The organism is Kitasatospora sp. NPDC059577 (assembly GCF_042735475.1).
GTDB lineage: Bacteria > Actinomycetota > Actinomycetes > Streptomycetales > Streptomycetaceae > Kitasatospora.
Window position 1 is genome coordinate 69,180 of sequence record NZ_JBHWBZ010000033.1, and the last position, 20,149, is coordinate 89,328.

Annotated in this window: 16 protein-coding genes and 2 pseudogenes; 8 read left to right on the forward strand and 10 right to left on the reverse strand. The window is 72.4% G+C overall.

The window, feature by feature from the left end:
- Window positions 1–458: 458 nt before the first annotated feature.
- Window positions 459–941, forward strand: a complete 483-nt coding sequence (locus ACFV0O_RS24285) for a hypothetical protein (RefSeq protein WP_380345234.1) — start codon at window positions 459–461, stop codon at window positions 939–941.
- A 259-nt stretch (window positions 942–1,200) separates the two neighbouring features.
- On the opposite strand, the gene ACFV0O_RS24290 is transcribed toward ACFV0O_RS24285, so the two are convergent.
- From ACFV0O_RS24290 to ACFV0O_RS24300, 3 genes are all read right to left on the reverse strand, one after another.
- Window positions 1,201–2,019: a glycoside hydrolase family protein gene (locus ACFV0O_RS24290; RefSeq protein ID WP_380345236.1), complete on the reverse strand. Its 819-nt coding sequence runs from the start codon at window positions 2,017–2,019 to the stop codon at window positions 1,201–1,203.
- Between the two features lie 73 nt (window positions 2,020–2,092).
- A complete protein-coding gene (locus ACFV0O_RS24295) occupies window positions 2,093–2,893 on the reverse strand; it encodes a thaumatin family protein (protein WP_380345238.1) in 801 nt (266 codons plus the stop codon).
- A gap of 16 nt (window positions 2,894–2,909) precedes the next feature.
- Window positions 2,910–3,695: a chitinase gene (locus ACFV0O_RS24300; RefSeq protein WP_380345240.1), complete on the reverse strand. Its 786-nt coding sequence runs from the start codon at window positions 3,693–3,695 to the stop codon at window positions 2,910–2,912.
- 245 nt (window positions 3,696–3,940) lie between these two features.
- On the opposite strand from ACFV0O_RS24300, the gene ACFV0O_RS24305 reads away from it, so the two are divergent.
- The 3 genes from ACFV0O_RS24305 to ACFV0O_RS24315 all read left to right on the forward strand — a co-directional run bounded on the left by ACFV0O_RS24305 (window position 3,941) and on the right by ACFV0O_RS24315 (window position 9,828).
- Entirely contained in the window at window positions 3,941–6,958 is a 3,018-nt protein-coding gene (locus ACFV0O_RS24305; protein ID WP_380345242.1) for an AAA family ATPase, read from the forward strand.
- Between the two features lie 124 nt (window positions 6,959–7,082).
- Window positions 7,083–9,515, forward strand: coding sequence for a penicillin acylase family protein (locus ACFV0O_RS24310; protein WP_380345243.1), 2,433 nt, complete (start codon window positions 7,083–7,085; stop codon window positions 9,513–9,515).
- A 157-nt stretch (window positions 9,516–9,672) separates the two neighbouring features.
- Window positions 9,673–9,828 (forward strand): hypothetical protein, encoded by a 156-nt coding sequence (locus ACFV0O_RS24315; RefSeq protein WP_380345245.1) that lies wholly within the window; start codon window positions 9,673–9,675, stop codon window positions 9,826–9,828.
- A gap of 188 nt (window positions 9,829–10,016) precedes the next feature.
- Here ACFV0O_RS24315 and ACFV0O_RS24320 read toward each other — a convergent pair whose 3' ends face one another.
- Window positions 10,017–10,445, reverse strand: coding sequence for a DUF6210 family protein (locus ACFV0O_RS24320; RefSeq protein WP_380345247.1), 429 nt, complete (start codon window positions 10,443–10,445; stop codon window positions 10,017–10,019).
- 103 nt (window positions 10,446–10,548) lie between these two features.
- Between ACFV0O_RS24320 and ACFV0O_RS24325 the strand changes: the two genes are divergently transcribed.
- Complete coding sequence (locus ACFV0O_RS24325; protein ID WP_380345249.1) at window positions 10,549–11,130, forward strand: hypothetical protein; 582 nt, start codon at window positions 10,549–10,551, stop codon at window positions 11,128–11,130.
- A gap of 200 nt (window positions 11,131–11,330) precedes the next feature.
- Here the strand turns inward: ACFV0O_RS24325 and ACFV0O_RS24330 are convergent, their stop codons facing one another.
- From ACFV0O_RS24330 to ACFV0O_RS24350, 5 genes and pseudogenes are all read right to left on the reverse strand, one after another.
- Window positions 11,331–12,014, reverse strand: a complete 684-nt coding sequence (locus ACFV0O_RS24330; RefSeq protein WP_380345251.1) for a hypothetical protein — start codon at window positions 12,012–12,014, stop codon at window positions 11,331–11,333.
- A gap of 307 nt (window positions 12,015–12,321) precedes the next feature.
- Window positions 12,322–12,849, reverse strand: coding sequence for a GNAT family N-acetyltransferase (locus tag ACFV0O_RS24335; protein WP_380345253.1), 528 nt, complete (start codon window positions 12,847–12,849; stop codon window positions 12,322–12,324).
- 234 nt (window positions 12,850–13,083) lie between these two features.
- Complete coding sequence (locus ACFV0O_RS24340) at window positions 13,084–13,923, reverse strand: serine/threonine-protein kinase (RefSeq protein ID WP_380345263.1); 840 nt, start codon at window positions 13,921–13,923, stop codon at window positions 13,084–13,086.
- Window positions 13,924–13,953: 30 nt separating this feature from the next.
- Window positions 13,954–14,568 (reverse strand): annotated as a pseudogene (locus tag ACFV0O_RS24345) (SPFH domain-containing protein); the annotation flags it as partial.
- Between the two features lie 674 nt (window positions 14,569–15,242).
- On the reverse strand, window positions 15,243–15,959 hold the full coding sequence (locus tag ACFV0O_RS24350) for a DUF6193 family natural product biosynthesis protein (protein WP_380345255.1): 717 nt from the start codon (window positions 15,957–15,959) through the stop codon (window positions 15,243–15,245).
- A gap of 87 nt (window positions 15,960–16,046) precedes the next feature.
- Between ACFV0O_RS24350 and ACFV0O_RS24355 the strand changes: the two genes are divergently transcribed.
- A complete protein-coding gene (locus ACFV0O_RS24355; RefSeq protein ID WP_380345257.1) occupies window positions 16,047–16,280 on the forward strand; it encodes a hypothetical protein in 234 nt (77 codons plus the stop codon).
- Window positions 16,281–16,399: 119 nt separating this feature from the next.
- Window positions 16,400–17,590, forward strand: coding sequence for a cytochrome P450 (locus ACFV0O_RS24360; RefSeq protein ID WP_380345259.1), 1,191 nt, complete (start codon window positions 16,400–16,402; stop codon window positions 17,588–17,590).
- 571 nt (window positions 17,591–18,161) lie between these two features.
- Here the strand turns inward: ACFV0O_RS24360 and ACFV0O_RS24365 are convergent.
- Window positions 18,162–19,754, reverse strand: a complete 1,593-nt coding sequence (locus ACFV0O_RS24365) for a hypothetical protein (RefSeq protein ID WP_380345261.1) — start codon at window positions 19,752–19,754, stop codon at window positions 18,162–18,164.
- A gap of 211 nt (window positions 19,755–19,965) precedes the next feature.
- Between ACFV0O_RS24365 and ACFV0O_RS24370 the strand changes: the two are divergent.
- Window positions 19,966–20,149, forward strand: a pseudogene (locus ACFV0O_RS24370) (glyoxalase); the annotation flags it as partial.

The following is a 20,149-nucleotide window of genomic DNA, read 5'->3' on the forward strand; positions in this document are numbered from 1 at the left end:
CGTCGACCGAATGAACCGTGTCTGCCGACGCGTCATCTCACCGCCGCCCTCGACCTGTTCGCCGCCCTCGACGCCGACACGTCCACCGCCTGCCGCCGCTGCGGGACCGTCTCCCTCGTCCCGGCCGCCACCGCCTCGGCCGCCGGGCCGGTCGGCCCCCGGGGGACGGACGCCTCGTCGTCACACGAAATTCACGGGCCGGGGTCTACTCGCATAGACGGTGGTGGGTCATCCTGGTGCGGCACCGGTCCTCGAAGCCCGCTCCTCACGCAGGATCTGCGGGCGGGGGCGCTGCGCGGATCGTCCCTCGCGCCGGAGCACTGCCGCGTCACCGCACGTCGCACGATCCCGTGGTCCGGGGCCGGTCCTCTTTCGTCCGGTGCCGGGCCACCCGTCCGCCTGCCGAGGCCCGCCCGGATCCGGGGGCCGGGTCGGAGGTCCACCATCGTCACCGGGAGATGCAGATGAAGCCACGCACCGCAGCCACCGTCGTTGCCCTGGCCCTGGCCGGCCTCGCCGTCTCGGCGCCCACGGCCGGCGCCAGCGGTACCAAGCTGTCGCAGTCGACGGCCGCCGGTCAGTTCAGCAGCGCCGGCATCACGTGGAGTTCCAGCGGGGGATGTACCACCAGGTCCAACTCCACCTGCACCTCGTTCGAGCAGATCAACTCGGGCACGGTGAGCGCCATCATCACCCTCAAGCGGGCCAGCGGCTGTGCCATCAACATCACGGGCGGGACCGAGGTGGGCCACGCCTCCGGCACCTACAGCCACTACAACGGCTACAAGGTCGACATCGCCCGCAACTCCTGCATCGACGGCTACATCCAGAACAGCTTCACCTACATCGGCTACCGGGGCGACGGCTACCCGCAGTGGAAGGCCGCCTCGGGCAACCTGTACTGCAACGAGGGCAGCCACTGGGACATCCTCGTCTACTGACGCCGGCCCCCGGGGCGGCCGGCCACCGCGCCCGCACCGGACTCCTGCGAACGTCGGCCCTGACGACGCCCCGGAAGGGCGGGCCGACGGGCCGAGCCGGTCGGCCACGCGGTGTCGCCCGGCGGGTGGTGGACACGGTGATCCACCACCCGCCGGGCTCACCCGCGATCCGACTCTTCCCTCCCGGGTGACCGGCTCCTCGCCGGTCCGGGCTGCGCGGTCGATCGCGCCTGTCCGCAGGGGCGGGCGGGGCTCGCGCTCAGCCGGCCGCGCGGTAGGCCGTACCCACCCGGTTGGGCGTTGCCCGGTTGTACAGGCCGGTGCCGCCGCGGTCCGCGGAGAGGGTGAACCACGCGTAGCGTTCGACGAAGGGAAGCGCCTGGAGCATGGCGGTCGACTTCGTCACGAACGCGGCCTGCTGTTCCGGCGTCGGATACCTCGGGGTACCGCCCGAAAAGTCGATCAGGGCGTACTCGGTGAGCCAGATCGGCTTCCGGTAGCGGTCGTAGGTGGCCTGGAGGTAGCTCCGCAGTTGGCTCGTCGCGGCATCGGCACGGAAGTCCGAGCCGTACCAGTGCAGGGGGATGAAGTCGACCTCGTAGCGGCGGGCGGCGGCGCCCTTCATGAACCGGTCGAGCCAGCCGCCCGCGGTGTCGCCGCCGCCGGCCACCGCGGGTGCCCCCAGGCGCATCCCGGTCGACTGGAGCCGGGGCCACAGGTCGAGGGCCTTGGTCACGCTCATGTCGGCCTGCGCCGGCAGGTCGGGTTCGTTGAACCCGAGCAGGGTCGTGCCCTCCTTCCTGGCCGTTCCGAGTTGTGCGTCGGTCACCGAGGCCGCACCCCAGATCATGGGGACGAACTCGACGCCGGCGGGCGGCCTGATCTGCTGCCGGTCCGAGGCCCAGGTGAAGTACCAGCCGACCCTGGCGTCAGCCAGTGCCTTGGTGACGTCGGTGAAGTTCCAGGCACTCACGCCCTTCTTCTTCACCGGGGCGGCCGACGCGTCGGCCGGGCTGCCGACGGTGAGCCAGGTCAGCACCGCGAGCAGGACGGTGAACAGACGTGTTCGACACGGCACAGCGTTCCTCTCCTTCCACCCCACCGGCATGACGAGGCCGCGGCGGCTCGGACCGGGAACCGGGACCGGTGGCTCACCCGGTGGGCCCGAACGTGACGGTGAAACCCTTGCAGTGGCTGCACTGCTGCATCACCTTGTTGCCCGGCACCTGGTCCTGCTTGGACCACGTGTAGGCCTTGGGGCACTTCGCGCTGAGCGCGCGGCTGTAGTCGGTGGGGGTGTCCCGGCTGGGGTTGGTGCACAGCATCGGCTTGCCGTCCGGCCCGCGCGTCAGATCGGCGGGCGGGCAGGAGGGCAGCAGGTTCGCCGCGCAGCCCCGCGTGTCGCAGCCCCCGCCGGGCGGAACCGTGGCGTTCACCGGAGTGATCGTGACCGGCAGCGAGAACGCGTTCACGTAGCTCACGTCGTACCAGGGAGCGGCGCCGTCCTTGCCGTCGAAGTTGAACTCCGCCAAACTGGCCGGTTGTTCGCCCGTCGTGCAGTGGTCGGCGAACGGGCCGCAGTCGCCCACCCGGCAGTGGAAGGTGCTGCCGGAGGCGCCACCGCATCCTTGCCGTGCGAAGAACTTTCCACGCCAGTGGAACGGGGCGGCCGTCTCGGGGATCGTCACCGTCGCCGACTGCCCGGGCGCCAGGACCGGTAGCCGGGTGAACTGCTTCGATCCGTCGGCGTTGACGCCGCTTCCGATCCACAGATTCTGCGGGGAGTGATTCACGAACGTCACCGTGTGGTTGACCGCCGCGGCCGTCGCGGTGCGGGCGGTCGCTGTCGTACCTGTTGCCGTCGCACCCGTTGCCGCGCCCGCGCTCGGCAGTACCGCAGTCAGCGCGGCAGCGGCAACCGCGACGAACAGCCTGGTCAGGAACCTGCGCATGACTTCTCCTTTCCGCTCAGCAGGTCAGGTCGGTGCCGGGGGAGGTGCCGAGGAGCCGTGCGAACCCCTGGTACAGGTTGACCCTGTCCTGCATCTCGGCGGTGTTCCTGCCGTTGCACTCCACGGCGCCGTTGATGCTGCGGATCGTCTGACCGAAACCGGCGCCGGTGACGATCGCCCGGTGTGCCGTCATGGAGCCGGGCCCGGACTGGGTGTTCCAGTACCAGAGTGCGGTCTTCCACGAGACCTCGGGATTGGTCTGGACCAGATGGGGGTTGTGGAGCAGGTCGATGTGCAGGGCGTCCCCCGCCGCCTTGTAGTTGAAGTTCCAGCTGAGCTGGAGCGGTCCCCGTCCGTAGTAGGCCGCGCGTCCCGCCGGACACCCGTAGGGCCGGGCGGCGTCGCAGTACGTCGGGTAGTTGGCGGTGTTCTGCTCCACGACGTAGCGCAGGCCGCCGGTCTCATGGCTGACGTTCGCCAGGAACGCCGCCGCCTCCCGCCGCTGGATCGCGTCGTTTCCGGTGTGCGCGAAGCCGGGGTAGGCGCTCATCGCGCCGACCAACGCCTCGTAGGTGTAGAACTGGTTCCTGTTCGGGAACATCCGGCCGAACTGGGCCTTGCTCACGACGAAGCCGGCCTGGCCCGAGGCCGTCGCCGGTGCCACTCCGGCCTTCGACTCGGCGGTGGCGGTGGCGGCGGTGGCGGGGGCGGAGGTGGCGGCGGTGGCGGAGGTGGGCAGGATGATCGCCGATACGGCTGCCGCTGCCGCGGCGATCCTCAGGGCTGAGCGTCGAAGGGGCATGCAGGACCTTCCTCGCGTGGTGACGGTGGCGGGTTCCCGTCTGCGTGGCGGACGAGCGCCGATCGCGCAGCGGTGACCGCGCCGGGGCTGCCGGACGATCGTCCGGCAGCGGGATCCGCGGAGACATCCGTGAGCCTCACTGAGATCCCGGACCGCCGTGCGGCGTCGGGCCCCGCCCGATCGGTGATCCGGGCGTGACGTGCGCGACGTTTGGCACCCCTCCTGATCCGGTTAGGGTCATGTACATGCTGATTCGGCAGATGGTCGGCGTGACCGGACGGGAAGCCGAACGAGCCGTGCTGGAGGGCCTGGTCGCCGACGTCGCGGCCGGCCGCGGGGGCAGCCTGCTCGTGGAGGGCGAACCCGGCATCGGCAAGTCCGCGTTGCTCGCCGCACCGCTCGCCGCGGCCGGAGCCGCCGGATGTGAGGTGCTGTTCGGGCAGTGCGACGAACTGGGGCAACGGCTTCCGCTCTCGGCCATGACACGGCTCCTCGGCGTGCCCCCGCGATCGTCCGATCCACGGCACGCGCAGGCCGCACCGCCGCGTCGACGACCACCGGACCGCGCGGGCCGGGACCCGCATCCCGGCGGCGCCGATCCGATGGTGGCCGCCACCGAACAGCTGCTGGCCCGGGTCGACCGGCTGTGCGCGTCCGGGCCGGTGGTCCTGGCCCTGGAGGATCTCCAATGGGCCGACGAGGCAACCCTGTTGATGTGGCGTAGCCTCTGCCGAAGCGCGGCTCAGCGGCCGCTGCTGGCCATCGGGACCTGCCGACCGGTACCGCGCCGCCCAGCCCTGACGCGACTGCGTCGGGAACTCCGTCCCCGGGGCGGGCGGGTGCTCTCACTCGACGGCCTGAGTGAGGCGAGCGTGTCGGAGCTGGTGGGTGTGCTGGCCGGAGGGACACCCGGGCCACGGCTCGCCGCACGGCTCGGCTCGGCGGCCGGAAACCCGCTGTACGTCCGGGAGTTGCTGGGCGCCCTGGTGCGCGGTGGATCCCTGGACCGCGCCGCCGGCACGGTGGAGCTGCCCGCGGACGGCCGCGACACGGGGGAGCTGCAGGCCCTCACGGACGTCGTCGCGGACCGGCTGGCCGCTCTCTCGGCCGGGGCCCAGCGGGTGCTGCGCACCGCGTCGTTGCTCGGGCCCGAGTTCTCGGTGGCGGATCTGACGGCGGCGGCAGGAGGCGCCGACCTCCTCGCGGCGGTGGAGGAGGCTCTGAGCGCGGGCGTGCTGGAGTCGGCCGGGTCCCGGCTGCGGTTCCGCCACACCGTGCTGAAGGAGGTGCTCCACGAGACCATCCCGTCCGCCCTGCGCGCGGGGCTGCGGCGGCACGCGGTACGGGAGTTGGTCGCCGCCGGGGCGCCGGTCGAGCGCGTGGCCGAGCTGATCCTCCCCGCCGTGCGGGAAGGAGCGGACGGCTGGGAGTGGGAATGGCTCGCCGACAACGCGGCGCGCCTGGTCCACCGGGCCCCGGTGATCGCCGTCGAGCTGCTCGAACACGCCCTGCGGCGGGCGGACGCGGACTGTCCGAGGCGTCACGTGCTGGCCGACCGGTTGGCGGCGCTCTACTTCCGCACGGGCCGCGCCGACCGGGCCGGGGAGCTCGCCCGCAGCATCCTGCTGGCGACCTCGGACCGTGAACTCGTGGGCCGGGCCCGATGGTTGCTCACCAGCATCGCGCTGCGGGCCGGCCGCTACCAGGACGTGGAGGCGAACTGGCACGCGGCTCTCGGCGACCCGCGGCTCGCGCCGCCATGGCGGGCAGGACTGCTGGCCCTGCTCGCCACCGCCCGGGGCTTCCAGGGCCGGCTCGTCGCGGGCCGTGCGGCGATGAGCGTCGCACTGGCCGAAGGGGTGCGGCTCGACAACGCCACCACCGTCGGTTACGCCCTGAACGCGGCCGCCCTGATCCGCAGCCGGGAGGGTGACCAGGGCGGTGCGCTGGTCCTGGCCGACCGCGCGCTCGCGCGGATCGGCGACGACCGCGAACTCGTCGACCTGCGGCTCATGTTGCTGGGCCACCGGGCGGTGGCACTGGACAGCCTGGGCCGCCCGGGGGAGGCGGAGGAGTCGCTGGCGCACGCCCGTGCCCTCGCCGAGCGGACCGGACCGGTGCTGCTCTCGATGAGCCTGGTCAGGATCGCCGAGCGGTACTACGAGCACGGTCGCTGGGACGACGCGCAGACGGTCCTGGACGAGGTCACCGACCTTCCGCAGGGCCGCTGGCAACTCGCCCGGCACGGCCTGCGGGCCCTGATCGACGCCCGGCGGGACCGCCAGCAGGAGGCAGCCGGGCATCCGCAGGCCCCGGACACCGAGGTCGCGCCGCCGACCTGGCCCGTGGCGGCCTCGTACCGGATCGTGGCCCGCAGCCTCGCCCTCGAACGGACGGGCCGACCCCGCGAGGCCCTCCAGGTGCTCGCGGCGCTGCTGGCCCCCGCGTACGAGTACGACACCAGGAGGCATCCGGAGTGGCTGGTCGGCCTGGTCCGCCTGGCGCTCGCCGTGGACGACCGGCACACGGCACGGACCGCGGCGCTCGAAAGCCGGCGGCACGCCCACATCGAACCGTTGCCCGCCACGCGGGCCGCCGCCCAGTGGTGCCGCGCACTGCTGCACCACGACCCGGCCCGGCTGCTCGCCGCGATCGACCACCACCGCACCGTGGGCCGGCTCCCGGACCTGGCAAACGCCCTCGAAGACCTCGCCGTGCTCCGGGCCGCGTCCGGCGACCGCGACGCGGCCCGGGTCGCGTTCGGCGAGGCCCTCGCGCTCTACGCCGAGCTGGGCGCGGTCTGGGACGCGCGCCGCGCCGCCGCCCGCATGCGCCCTTGGGGAGTGCGGGCCGGGATCCGGGGACCGCGCTCCCGGCCCGCCTCGGGCCGGGACGCGCTGACCGTGACGGAGCAGCGCGTGGCCGAACTGGTCGTGCAGGGGCTGTCCAATCCCGACATCGCCGCGATGCTGCTGCTCTCGCGCCGCACGGTGGAGACCCATGTCTCCCACATCCTCGGCAAGCTCGGTGTCCGCTCGCGCCGCGAGGTCGCCGCGGTGACCGCGGGCACTGCGGGTACTGCGGGTACTGCCGGCACTGCGGCTACCGGGGGTACTGCGGGCACCGAGGTCACCGGGGGCACCGGGGGCACCGGGGTGGAGTCGCCGGGCCGCGCTCCGGTGACCGTTCGCGGGGCACGCTCCGCGCCGGCCCCGTCCGCGCGGCCGGGAAGTCGACCGAGCCCCTCTCAGAACCGCAGCTGACCCCGGCACCTGCGGGGAGGACGCCGGACTGGCCGGGGGGCGTAATCCCACGGGCTTACGTCGCGCACGAGGTTTCGCCGCCGGGCCGATGCCGGCAAGGTGCCGGCCAGGGCACGGTGGTCCCATGGCTCGCACCGAGAAACTCACGACACATCAGCAACGCTCACAGATCAAGCGGTTGGCCTCCGGGGTGGCCGCGCTGTGCCTGGCCTCGGCCATCGCGGGGCTGCTGCCGACGCCCGCCTCCGCGGCCGACGCGGCCAATGTGGCCGACGCGTCCGGTCCGACGGCGGGCGGCGACGGCTACAGCGCGCAGATCCGCCGGACCGAGTACGGCATCCCGCACATCCAGGCCCACGACTTCGGCGGCCTCGGGTACGGCTACGGCTACGCCTTCGCCCAGGACAACCTGTGCGAACTCGCCGACCAGGTCGTGACACTGCGGGGCGAGCGCTCCCGCTTCCTCGGCCCCGACGCGTTCTACCAGGGCAGGACCACCAACCTGGAGAGCGACACCTACCACCAGGGCCTGCGGCAGGCCGGCACCGTCCGGCGCCTGCTCGACCGGCCGGCCCCGCTCGGCCCGACGGCCGAGCTGCGGCAGATGGTCGAGGGCTACGCGGCAGGCTACAACCGCTACCTGCACGACACCGGCGTGGAGCGACTGCCGGACGCCTCCTGCCGGGGCCAGGCCTGGGTCGGTCCGATCACCGCCGAGGACATCTGGAGCCTGGTCTACGAGCTGAACACCAGCTCGGGGACCAGCAGCCTCCAGCAGTCCATCGCCACCGCGATCCCGGGCGCCCAGGCCGAGCCCTCGGCGGCCCCCGCCGCTGCGGCCGCGCCGGCCGGGGGCCCCGGGCACGGCCCGGACCTCGGCAGCAACGGCTGGGCACTCGGCCGGGACGTCACGCAGAACCAGGACGGGATGCTGCTGGCCAATCCGCACCTGCCCTGGTCCGGCGGCATGCGCTTCTACCAGGTGCAACTGACCATCCCGGGGGTCATGGACGTCTCGGGCGCGGGCCTCTACGGCACGCCGGTGGTGGAGATCGGCCACACCCGGGGGCTCGCCTTCACCGAGACCTCCAGCTTCGCGGACCATGCGACCCTGTACCGACTCCCGCTGGTGCCCGGCGACCCGACCAGCTACCTGGTGGACGGCAAGGCCGTACCGATGGACAGGAGGGACGTCCGGGTCACCGTCCGCGGCGCCGACGGCACGCTGTCGACCGTGAGCCGCACCCTCTACAGCTCCCGTTTCGGCCCGGTGCTGGCCGACCACTGGTCGGGCACCTACGCGTACGCCGTCCGCGACGCCAACGCCGAGAACCTGCGCTCGATGAACCAGTGGTTGGCGCTCGACCGGGCGCAGAGCCTCGGCGAGCTGAAGCAGGCGGCGAACACCTACCAGGGCGATCCGTGGAACTACACGGTCGCCACCGATGCCACCGGGGAGACGTACTTCACCGACGCCTCCAACGTGCCGCACGTGACCGACGAGCAGCTCGAGCAGTGCCGCCTGCCCGAGCTGCACGACCTGCCGACCCTCCTGGACGGCTCGACGGCGGCCTGCGACCCGGGCAGCGACCCGGACGCGGTGGTGCCCGGCATCTTCGGCCCCGCGAACCACCCCGAGCTGGCGCGGACCGACTACGTCGCCAACTCCAACAACAACCCGTACCTCGCCAACGCGAGCGCCCCGCTCACCGGCTACCCGAGCATCTACGGCACCGACCGCGGGCTGGCGCCACGCCCCCAGCTCGGGCTGCAGATGATCGCCGACCGGCGGGACGGCAGCGACGGGCTCGGTGCTCCGGGCTTCACCCTGCCCAGCCTGCAGGCGACCATGTTCGGCGACCGCAACCACGGCGCGGAGCTCGGCCGGGACGACGTGGTCGCGATGTGCCGGGCCAACCCCGTCCTGCCCGCCGGCGACGGCAGCCCGGTCGACGTCGGCGCAGCCTGCGACGTGTTGGCCGGGTGGAGCACGCGGGACGACGCGGACGGTCACGGTGCCGTCCTCTGGGAGAGGTTCTACCGCGGGCTGTTCCGGCACTACGTGGACCCCTTCGTGCGGGTGCCGTACGACCCCGCCCAGCCGCTCACCACCCCGCGCGGTATCAAGGGCGACAGCGTCACCGCCCGACACGCCCTGGCCGACGCCGTCCAGCAGCTCGCGAAGGACGGGACGGCCCTGGACGCCACCATCGGCGACGTCCAGCGGTGGGCAGGTATACCACTGCACGGTTGCGACGGGACCGAGGGCTGCTTCAACGCCGTCGAGGCCTCCGCCACCTCGGGCACCACCGGCGCCGTCCGGCCCGCCGACCTCACCGACGCGTACGGCACCGGCTTCGTCATGGCCACCGAACTGACGCCGGCGGGCCCGCACACCCGCACCCTGCTCACCTACGGAGAGTCCGTGAACCCCGGATCGCCGCACTACACCGACCAGACCGCGCTGTTCTCGAAGAAGCGCTGGGTCACCGAGCGGTTCACCGAGGCCGAGATCAAGGCCGACCCGTGCCTGCAGATCACCAGGCTGCACCGCTGAGATCGCCGGTGCAGCTCCCGGTGTGCCAGCCGCTGTTCTGGCCGAGGCTGCCGCGCACCACGCGGCCCGTCCGAGCGTTCGAGCTCGCCGGAACGGTGCCTGCCTGGAGCCGGCGCTGTTCCCGGCAGGGGCGGCACATCCGAGAGCGTGGTGCCGGGTGGCCGACCGGGATGGTGAACTGGTCGGCCACGCCACCTTCGCCCGGGAGTTCTCCACCCGGCAGGCGGCCGAATTCGTCCATCTGGACTGCCTGTTCGTCACCGAGCGGCATCGGGGCATCGCGAGGCGCTCGGCAGGTCCCGGGGCGGGCTGACGACCAAGGTCCACCTGGGTCTGGCCGGGGGTCTGCTGCTGTCGATCGTGCTCAGTGCCGGGAACACCACGGACTGCACCATGTTCTCGCCCGTGATGGACGCGATCCGCGTCCCGCGACCCGGTACCGGCCGGGTGGTCATTGCGGCACGGATCCTCCGGCTCAGGGCGGGCGACTGATCGCCAGGTTCAGTCCGAGTTGAACCACACCAGCACGGCGGGCCCGTCAGGCGTGATCACCGGCACCCATGCCTCGTCGGCCTCACGGATTCGGCTCTCGTCCAGCCGCAGCGCGTGCGGCTCCTCGGCGGTCCCGTCGCATGCCCAGTACCGGATGGCGCGGATGATCTCGCGCAGCCTGCCCCGCTCGTCATCCGGCCACGGGTAGTTCCAGGTGCCGGCTCCACGGAAGTGCTTCTCGAACAGCTCGCGCAACGAGTCCAGCTCATCAGGGCCGAACAGCGGCACCAGGAAGCCCTCGACCTGCCCGTGCCGGCAGGCGGTTCCGCCGTATTGCTGCTGGTAAATGACTCCCGTCTTCGCCTCGACCATCACATACAGCCAGCCACCGGCACTGCTGCCATCAGGGTCGAGGAAGACGAAGCGTCGAGAGCTCATGGCAGCAGTTTTCCGGCTGCCGTCCACGAGTTCAACGACGTTTCCCAGCAGCCTCAAGCAAGATCGACTATGTTGCGGTGTCATGAGAGGCAGAGACCAGTCGGTGGACATTGCTGGACTCGATGGTGCCTGGAACAGGTCGTGGCCCAAGTGCCCGCCGGAGGCCCGCCGTCTGCGTCACCAATTCCCAGAGCGCTGGGTCCGATTCCATGCTCTCCCGGAGGGCAAGAGGTATGCGACCTCGGACGCCGAGCACGCCGAGATCCTGCGGCGTCACCACGCGCTACTGGAGGATCTCCTCGGCGACGTCGCGGTCGGCGGCGGAGGATTGGTGGCGATCACCTGCTCCTGGTCCGCGACCGGTGCCCCGACTCCGCGAGACGCTGCGGTCGCGGCCACCACACCCGGGGCCACGCACTGGCGGAGCGATGACCTGGCCATCGAGCCAGGCTTCCACTCATGGCAGCACCACTACGTCTCCGCGACGGACCTGCACGATCCCGCACTGGACCGGCTACTGCTGTGCGTGGCCGACGACATGACCGCCGGCGTCATCCTGACCGAAGCCGTCTGTGCCTGGGCTGTCCATCCCTATGACGGTGGCGTGGATATTTTCACCGAGAGCACCGAGGTGCGCGACCGACTCGCCGGCAGGCATGCCGAGTGGCTGCCATCGACGCGGTAGGGGACGTGAGCTGCAACGGCGTCAGGAAGACGAGGCTGACCCTTGGCGGGCGGCCGAACCGGTGTGGTTCCTCGGCGAGGAGCCGCACCGGTGGCAGCCGTGCCGGAGGGGGCCGGCCCGGGCCCGGTGCGGGTGCCGTCCTCGCGCCCTGCGGCTTCCGTGCCCGCGCCCTGCGGGTTCCGTGCCCGGGCGCGTCTGCTTCAGCCGGCCTTCCAGGCAAGGGGCTTGTTGTCCTTGTCGAGCCACACGAGGTACTGGAGGGGCTTGTCGGCCGGGGCGAGGTAGATGGCGCACTCGTGGTCGCTCTGGCCCTTGACGAAGTCCTTGCCGCCGTGGGGGACGTCGCTCTCGCACTTCGGGAAGGCGCTGAGCAGGTCGACCTTGCGGGCTTGGGCGGTGTCGCTGACCATGGCGCGCAGGCGCAGGTTGAAGTAGGGCTCGTAGATCCCGTTGCCACCGGTGTGGGTGTAGGTGACGCGCACGTAGTACGGCGTCTTGCCGGCCATGTCCTCCGGCTTGAGGAAGTCGGCGAGGTCGGCGATGTCGCCCTTGACCACGCTGGTGGGGCCGATGCTGAGGGAGATGTCGCCCTTCTGGCTGTCGGTGAAGGTGCCGTTCGCGGTCCCGGTCGGCGGGAGGGCGTCGGCGAAGCGGCTCGGGGTCGTCGGGGTGGCGGTCGGCGCGGCGGCGGTGATGGTGGGCAGTGCGGTGGCGGCCGTCGAGGGCGAGGCGGTGCCCGGGCTCACGGTGGTGGTGGGTGCCGCGCCGGTGGGTGTCGCGCCGGTGGGGTTGTCACTGTTGTCGGGGCCGCAGGCGGTCAGGAGGAGGGCCAGCGCGGCGGCGGCCGGGATGGCCGCGGAACGGAGTACGGATGCGGAGCGCAAGGGAAATCCCCCGGGGAGAATCACGGTCGGCCCAGCCGAGGTGGATGTCCCTCGTCGGTGCGGGCGAGCCTGGCGGCGGCCGCGTCGTGCGGCCCTCAGGGATCCTCCACCGGATTGCCCGGGCGCCACATGAGTACGCGTACTCACCTTCGGCACGCACCGGAACCTCCGCTGTCGATGCCCGGGGACACGGATCAGCGACTTCACACGGCCCGCGACGCCGGAGAGCCCCAGGCCCAGCAGGAGGCGGCCCGCCGCCCGGAGGGCAGCGGGGCCGTCGAGGCAGTTGCTGTCAAACGCGGTTCGCTCAGCGGTGGTTGACGCTGGGTGCGGCCTCGCGGGTCATCCGTACGTTCGGCAGTCTTCCTTGCCAGAGCTCTCGCTCGCCCGTGATCTTGAATCCGTGGCGCTGGTAGAAGCGGACCGCGCTGTCGTTGTAGTCGGTGGCCCACAGACAGATGGGTGCGGCTGCGGCCCAGGTGAGGAACTCGGTCATCATGCGGCCGCCGAGTCCCTGGCCCTGGACGTGGTTCAGCAGGTACATCGGTCCGAGGGTGACCACCTCGCTGCGGCGCCCGCAGAGAACGCCGACGATCTCGGTTCCGGAACGGACGACACGGCAGAACAGCAGGTCCGGTTGCTGGTTCGCTGCCTCGATGAACTCCCGCCACTGGCTGATGCCTTCCGCGGTGGCTGACGAGCCGCGGTGCGCACGGATCCAGTCCTCGTCGATCCCCGCCTCCGGGTTGGGGTAGGTCTGCAGCCAAGCCCTCAGCAGCAACGGCCCCAACCACGCGGAGTCGTCCGGACGAGCAGCTTCGATCACGTAGGTCATGGTGACGATCCTCACCGATCATCCGCTGCTTCGGGGCGCCTGGTCGGAAGATCGTGGAGTGCCTGGTACCGGACGAGCGGTGGGAGCTGTTCCAGCCGGTGGTGCCGGCGGCGCCGACCCGCCCCCGGGGCGACGGGTGGGCGGGATCGGCACCGGTGGAACATCGAGCGGCACCGACGAGCCGGAGCCGTCAGCGAGGAACTCGTCGTCCCAGCCCGTTCACCGCCGCAGCGCTCAGGGTGCCGAGCTGGTCGCCGGGTTGTACAGGTCGACCATCGTGCGTACGGGGAGCGGCAGCCAGTCGCCGGTCGACGGGGTGCGGGAGAGCAGTTCGAGGACCTCGGTGGCCGTCGGACGGCGCCGGGGATCGTGGTCGAGGCACCCGGTGATGACGTCGACGAACCGGGAGGGCAGCAGGCTGAGGGCGGACGTCAGGGATTCGCCGTCCGGGAGTGGCACGGCTCCGGCGGCGTGGCACAGCACCATGCCGAAGGCGTAGAGATCCACGGCATGCGTGATCGATCCGCCGGTGAGCTGTTCCGGGGCGAGGAACCCCTGGGTGCCGACAACGTAGTTGGTACTGGTGAGTCCGGTGCTGTCGAGGGCTCGGGCGATGCCGAAGTCGATGATGCGGGGTCCTGCGCCGGAGATGATGATGTTGCCGGGCTTGAGGTCGCGGTGGATGATGCCGCAGGCATGGATGCGTTCGAGTGCTTCGGAGACGCCGACCGCGAGGGTGTGCAGGGTCCTCGGGGGCAGGGCCTCTTGTTGCCTGAGAACGTCGTGCAGGGACGGCCCGGGGATGTACTCGGTGGCCAGCCATGGCGGGTCGCCGTGGGGGTCCGCGTCGACCACTGACGCGGTGTGGAACCCGCCGACGAGACTCGCGGCTTCGATCTCGCGGGCGAACCGCCTCCGGAAGGTCGAATCCTCGGCGAGTTCCGACCGGATGACCTTGACCGCGACCAGACGATGCCCGGGCGAGCGGCCGAGATAGACCGTGCCCATCCCGCCCTGCCCCAGCACCGCCGTCAGGCTGTATCGGCCGATACGGCGAGGATCGTCCGGGCGCAACGGACGGTGCCCGGGGGCCAGTCCGGCCCGTACGGGTGGCTGCCGTGTGCCACGCGCCCCTCCGTTTCCGCCGGCCGGGACGACGAGGTTCTCATGCCGGTCGGCGCCGACCTGCTTCGCTGCCGGGCCCGGGACGGAGGTGCGCGGTGCGGCCGCCTTGCACTCGACGCGGTGGACCAGGACACCCCACCGGGCGGTGTCCCGGTCGAACGCACCACGCAGGGCCGCGATGATCTCCTCTCGGGAGGTCAGGACCTGCTCCAGGTCCATGCCGTCGACCGCGCCGCGCAACGTGGCGACCGCGAGCTGCTCGATTGCCTGGACGTAACTGGTGACGTCGTAGGTCGCGGCCCTCGCATCGGACACCCGGTAGGAGACGGCGATGTCGATGTCGACGCACCGGTTGTCCTGCGTGACCACCTGCTGCTGCGGCACCTCCATGACCTGTTCACGCAGGTCGACCCGGAAGCGAAGAGTGTCGACGAACGGGATGACGAAGTTCAGACCGGGCGTGAGCGTACGGGTGTAGCGCCCGAAGCGCTCCACGATGGCAGCGCTGGCCTCCGGCACGGTCTGACACGCTTTGACCAGGGCAATGAAGACCAGCACCACCAGAATGACCAGAACGATTAAGACCGGTTCCACAGCGCCTCTCCCACCCCTCCGGCTCCCCGACCCTGACACCGGTTCGCACCGGTCAGCAGTCTTCCAGATCCACCCTGTGACGGACCCGCGTTCACCACCACCGAGGGACGGGGCCGCCCAGGACGTCGCCGCCGGCCGCCGACACCGCGCCAGGGCCACGATGCAACGGGCGGCCCGCCCCCGCCGTCGCGGACACACCCGGCAGGCCTGCGGTCCTGACCGCTCGCGGTGGCCCTACGTCGCCATCATGTGCCGGTTCACAGTGCGATCACGCTGACGGCGCTGCCCGGGCAGGGCGGTTGAGCGGTCCCTGCCGGTGACGGCGAGCGCAGGTGGTGTGGCGAGCGCGGTGTGAAGCGCCCGGCGAGTGCCGGGGGGTGCCCAGGTCGGCGTGGTCGGCCGGTGCCAGGGCCCGCCGGATCGGCTCCGCGGCGCATCCGGATGGTCGGCCCGGGCCGCGCTCGGCGCCCGTGGGCGGCCTCCTTCTCTACCCGTTTCTCCACCGGCCGTGCCGGCCGAACAGCCGGGGCGGCGGCGGCGGGACCCGTGCGTTCCGGGGTCCCGGAAGCTGCGCCCGCCGTTGACCTGTGCCTCGGCCTCCATGGCGCCCGGAGCGCCGCCGTGGAAGGCCGTCGGCGTCAGACGCCGTCCCTGTGGCCATCGCCGTGCGCGCCTCAGTGTGCCGGGAGGGTGTGCTCAGGCAGTGCGGCCACCGTAAGGGCGAGGGCCTCGTCCAGGCTCGCGGAGTGTGCGACGACGTCTCCCCTGTTCCGCACGACGTACCGTCCGTCAGGCCGTGGATCGATCGAGTACCCGACCCGGGTGTACGGGTACTGGACGCGGGTGGAGAACCAGAGCATGAAGTGGCTGGTGACCGGCATCAGCTGACGGAGCTCCGGCCGGGCGTGGGCCGCCTCCAGGAGCGCGAGGCTGTGGGGGTTGCCGCCCCACGGCGACAGGCGGTGGGAGTCGATCATGTGCCACCAGGCCAGTTCGACCGGGTCGAGCGGCTCGCGCTCGTGGGCGAGGGCCCAGTCCCCGCACCGGATGAACGGGGCGAGCGCCCTGGTCCGTTCCAGATTCGCGCCGCCGATCCAGGCAGCCGCGACCCTGGCCGTGGCGGTCAGCTCCGCAGTCGAACCGGCGGCGAGCCAGGCGCCTTGCCGGTGGAGGCGCACCCAGTAGCCGCGCCCGTCGCGGAGGAGGTGCACGACCACGCGCCGGCCGCCGTCGCTGAACTCCGCACGGCGTTCCCAGGTGTCCTCGGGCGCGGGGAGGGAGAGGCCGAGCCGGACGGCCGTGCGGCTCAGGGCGTCCACGAGGGGGCCGTCGGTTTCCGGTCGGTGGTGCGGCGCGGGGTCGGGGACGAGGTCCGGGGAGGAGGGGGTCATGGCCCCAGTCTGCCGGTGGACGGGGGCGCCGATCCAGGCATTTCGCATGCCCGTCGAGGGCGGCGTCAGCTCTCTTGCCCCGAGCCCTTGCGGCAGCCGCGCTCGGACGGATGCACGTCGCTCGACACCCGTGGGGGACCAACGGATGGCATCAGCCGCCGAAACCGTCGAGGCGTCTTCGGCTGCCTGCTCCCCGTCGTTCCCGCCGTCGTCCTCGTCGTCCTCGTCGTCCTCGTCGTCCTTGTCGTCGCCGCCGTCGTGGCCGTCGTGGTGTGGGACCGGTACCAGCCCGGCGACAGCACCCCCGGCTACTGGCACTGACGCAGCACTCCCGGCACGGGGGCCGCCGGCGCCCGCACCCACAAGTGGGGATGTGTCCCCGGTTTGATAGAGTCGAGCCATCAACCGGGGAGCTATCCCCGCTTACAGGGGGAACGCGCATGCCTGCTCCGACACTCCAGGAACTCTCTCCCGCAGGTCTCGACGTCACCGTCGACCCGTACCCCGTCTACGCGGCACTCCGCGAGCAGGGGCCGGTGCACCGGATACTCGTCCCGGGAACCGGCGAGACGTGGCTGGTCGTCGCCCGCGACGAGGCCCGCGCCGCCCTCACCGACCCCCGGCTGAGCAACGACATCCGGCACTCCTCCTCATGGGCCGACGACGGCGGCCACGCCCTCGGGGTCAACATGCTCCAGAGCGACGCGCCCCAGCACACCCGGCTGCGCGGGCTGGTCGCCCGGGAGTTCACGGCCGGCCGGATCCGGGCGCTGCGCCCCCGCATCCAGGAGGTCGCCGACACACTGCTCGACGCGCTGACCGGCGCGCGCTCCGTCGACCTCGTCGCCTCCTACGCGCTGCCACTGCCGATGACCGTCATCTGCGAACTGCTCGGCGTACCGGCGGCGGACCACGACAGCTTCCACACCTGGTCCACCGAACTGGTCGCGCCCAGCTCCCCGGAAGCCGCCGGCGCGGCGGCCGGCGCCATGACCGGCTACCTCACGGCCCTCATCGAGGAACGCCGGGCCGACCCGCGCGGGGACCTGCTCAGCGCGCTCGTCACCACGCCGGCCGACGGGCTCTCCGCCGAGGAACTGCTGGGAATGGCCTTCCTCCTGCTGGTCGCGGGCCACGAGACCACCGTGAACCTCATCTCGGGCACGGTGCTCTCCCTCCTCGCCCACCCCGAGCAACTCGCCGCCCTGCGCGCCGATCCCGGGCTCGTCGACGGCGCGATCGAGGAGACCCTGCGCTACGACGGCCCGGTGGAAACCGCGGCCTTCCGCTTCGCCGCCGAACCGGTGAGGATCGGCGACACCACCGTCCCGGCGGGTGACAGCGTCCTCGTCTCCCTCGCCGCAGCCTCACGCGACCCGCGCCACTACCCCGACCCGGACCGGTTCGACATCCACCGCGACCGCGCGCCGGGAGGCCACCTCGCGTTCGGCCACGGCATCCACCACTGCCTCGGCGCCCCCCTCGCCCGCGTCGAAGCCGCCATCGCACTCCGCGCCCTGATCGAGCGCCACCCCCGCCTCGCCCTCGACGCCGACCCGGCTGACCTCGTGCGGCGGCCGAGCACCATGCTGAGGGGGCTGACGAGCCTGCCGGTGCGGCTCCAGGCGTGAACGACCACGTCCTGGCTGCCTGGAGCGGTCGGAGGCATCGCCGCGGTCGACGGCGCACTCGACCTCGCCCGGCAACCCACCCCTCCACGTCCGGTCAGTCCCCTTCCGTTCGGCGCGTGATCACGGGCAACGTCCGCGTCCGGCTCGCCGACCGGACGGTTCGGTCGTAGCAGCTCGGGCAGCCGTGACGGGCGAGGTCCGGCGGGTACCGGTGCGGGCCCGGACGGCCGCCACGGGTCCACGACCGTGCCCGCCGTGTCGAGTCCGCAGACCGTCACCGCACCTGGGCCCCGTCCTGGCCCGGCGGGCGGCCGCGACCGGCCCGTACACCTCGACCACGCTCCTCGGCACGGGCTGGTGACGATCCGCGAGAAGCCCCGGAGCCGATCCGTTCCGCCGACTCGCCCGGTCCGGTGAGAGGTCAGGGGAAGGCGGGAGCGGAGAGAGCGGCGGGTACACCGTCGGCTTGTGGTGTGACCGGCCCTTCCCGGTTCCGCCGGCCGGCGGGCTGACCACTGACCGGCTGCCCGGGTGAGAGAGCCGCCGTCGCACGCCCTCGAAAGCGCACGACTCAGGAGAAAGGCAATGAACCGGAAAGGGCGGGCATTCGCACGGCCTCGCCGCGCAGCGCCCGCTCCAGCATGCCGCGCAGCCGTTCGTCGTCCAGGACCGCCCGGTAGTCGGCCTTGTCGGACAGCCGGCGGTCCAGCGCCAACACGCACTCCACGGCCGCGCGGACCTCCGGCGGGAGCGGGCCACGCCGGGAGAGCGCCGCGACGGCGGCCATCGCGGCCCGTTGCGGCCGCAGGTCCTGCCACGGCTGGTAGTGCTGAGGCATCCGGCGGAGCCGGCCCGCCACCGACTCCGGATCCGGCGTCGCGGACGGGTCGCCGGCGGTGGACAGGCCGTCCCACACCGCCAGGACGTCGGCTCCCCGCCGGCCGGCCCGAACCCGCTCCGTCAACGCCGGGCGCAGGACGTCGGCGTGCTCCGCCAAGGCGATCAGGGCGTCGTACGGCTCGGGGCGGCGTGGATCTCCGCCGATGTAGCCACGGCCCTGCTCCTCCTCCAGCTCCGTCAACTTCTGCACCAGGCCCGGCATCACGCGCGGATCGCCCATCCGGGCCAGCGCCCAGTGCGCGAAGTCCGCGGTGTCGCCGTCCAGCAGGTCGTCCCCGCTCCGGTCGTCCAGCAGTGCGAACAGTCTGTCCGCGAACGGCGCGGCCCGCCGTGCCAGGACGGCCAGCAGGTGGGCGGCTCTCGTGCGGATCCGGGGGTCCGGATCGTCGAGCAGCTCGCCCGCCGCCGGTATCAGCCCCGGACCTGCCGAAGGCCGCATCGCCAGCACACGCCAGGCCGCGTCCAGCGCCGCCACCCGGAACTCGGGCGCGCCGGTGCGGGCCAGCCGGGCGGTGAACCGCGCCGCAACCTCGCCGGGAAGCTCCTCGGCCGCCGGCAGGATCAGGTCCGCGAGCTCGACGGGGTACTCCTCGGCGAACGGGTTCCACAGCAGATCGACCGACGACGGCGTTGTCGGGCCGGTGAAAACCTCCACCAACTGGTCCACCCGCCCGGCTGCGCCGCCCGGGTCCAACCGGTTCAGGGCCCGCAGCGCCGCCAGCCGAAGGGCGGGAGCGTCGTCGTCGGCCTCGGCCGCCACCGCCGCCCGTGCCTCGTCGTCGGACGGCGCCGCGACCCGACCCAGCCGCAGCAGGAGCCGGATCCGCAGTGCCGGATCCGGCTCCGCCCGGAGTCGGTCCAACAGAAGGCCCCGGCGCTCCACCAGCGACACGGCCCATCGGCGCACCGTCGGATCCGGATCCGAGACCAGCGGCTCCGCGGCCGCACGGCAGGCCCGCCAGGCGGACGGCCAGCCCGGGGCGATCCGCTCCTCGGGCTGCGACCGCGCGCACCCGACCAGCATGTGCAGGGCCAGTACCAGCTCCTCGCGGGCCGGAAGCGCCGGGTCGCGGGCGAGGGCCAGCACGAACGGCAGCGCGTCCGGTGCGAGGGCACTCATTCCCCGTCGGTCCGAGTACAACGCATGGAACACCGCCTGCCCGTCGGCCGGTTCGCCCCCCGCAAGCCGCCGCAGCATCGCGACCAACTCCGCCGAACCCAGCTGCGACCCGAGCCGCTCCCACGCCTTGTCCACCACCGTCACCGGCGGCATTGTGGCAGGCGTGGACCGGTTGGGCCCAACGATTTGTCGGACGGACGGGCAGGCGATCCGCCGCCGACGCGGCCATCGACATCGGCGGCGGTGTCTGCGCGGCGCAGCAGGTGACGGGACCGGGTGGGGCCGGGCGGGACCGGGCGGGACCGATCAGGATTCGAGAAGCCCCGGGCACCGGGCCGCCCGTAGCGTGACGGACATGGGAAACAACGAAAGCACCGCGTCCACCGCGTCCACCGTGTCCCTCGCGTCCGTCACCCTTGAGGTGGCCGACCTCGGGGCCGCGCAGCGCTTCCACGCCGCCTTCGGCGTGGACCGGCACGTCCGCGTGCGGGAGTCCGGGGCGCCGTCCGTCGGGTTCCGTGGCTTCGCGCTGGCGCTCA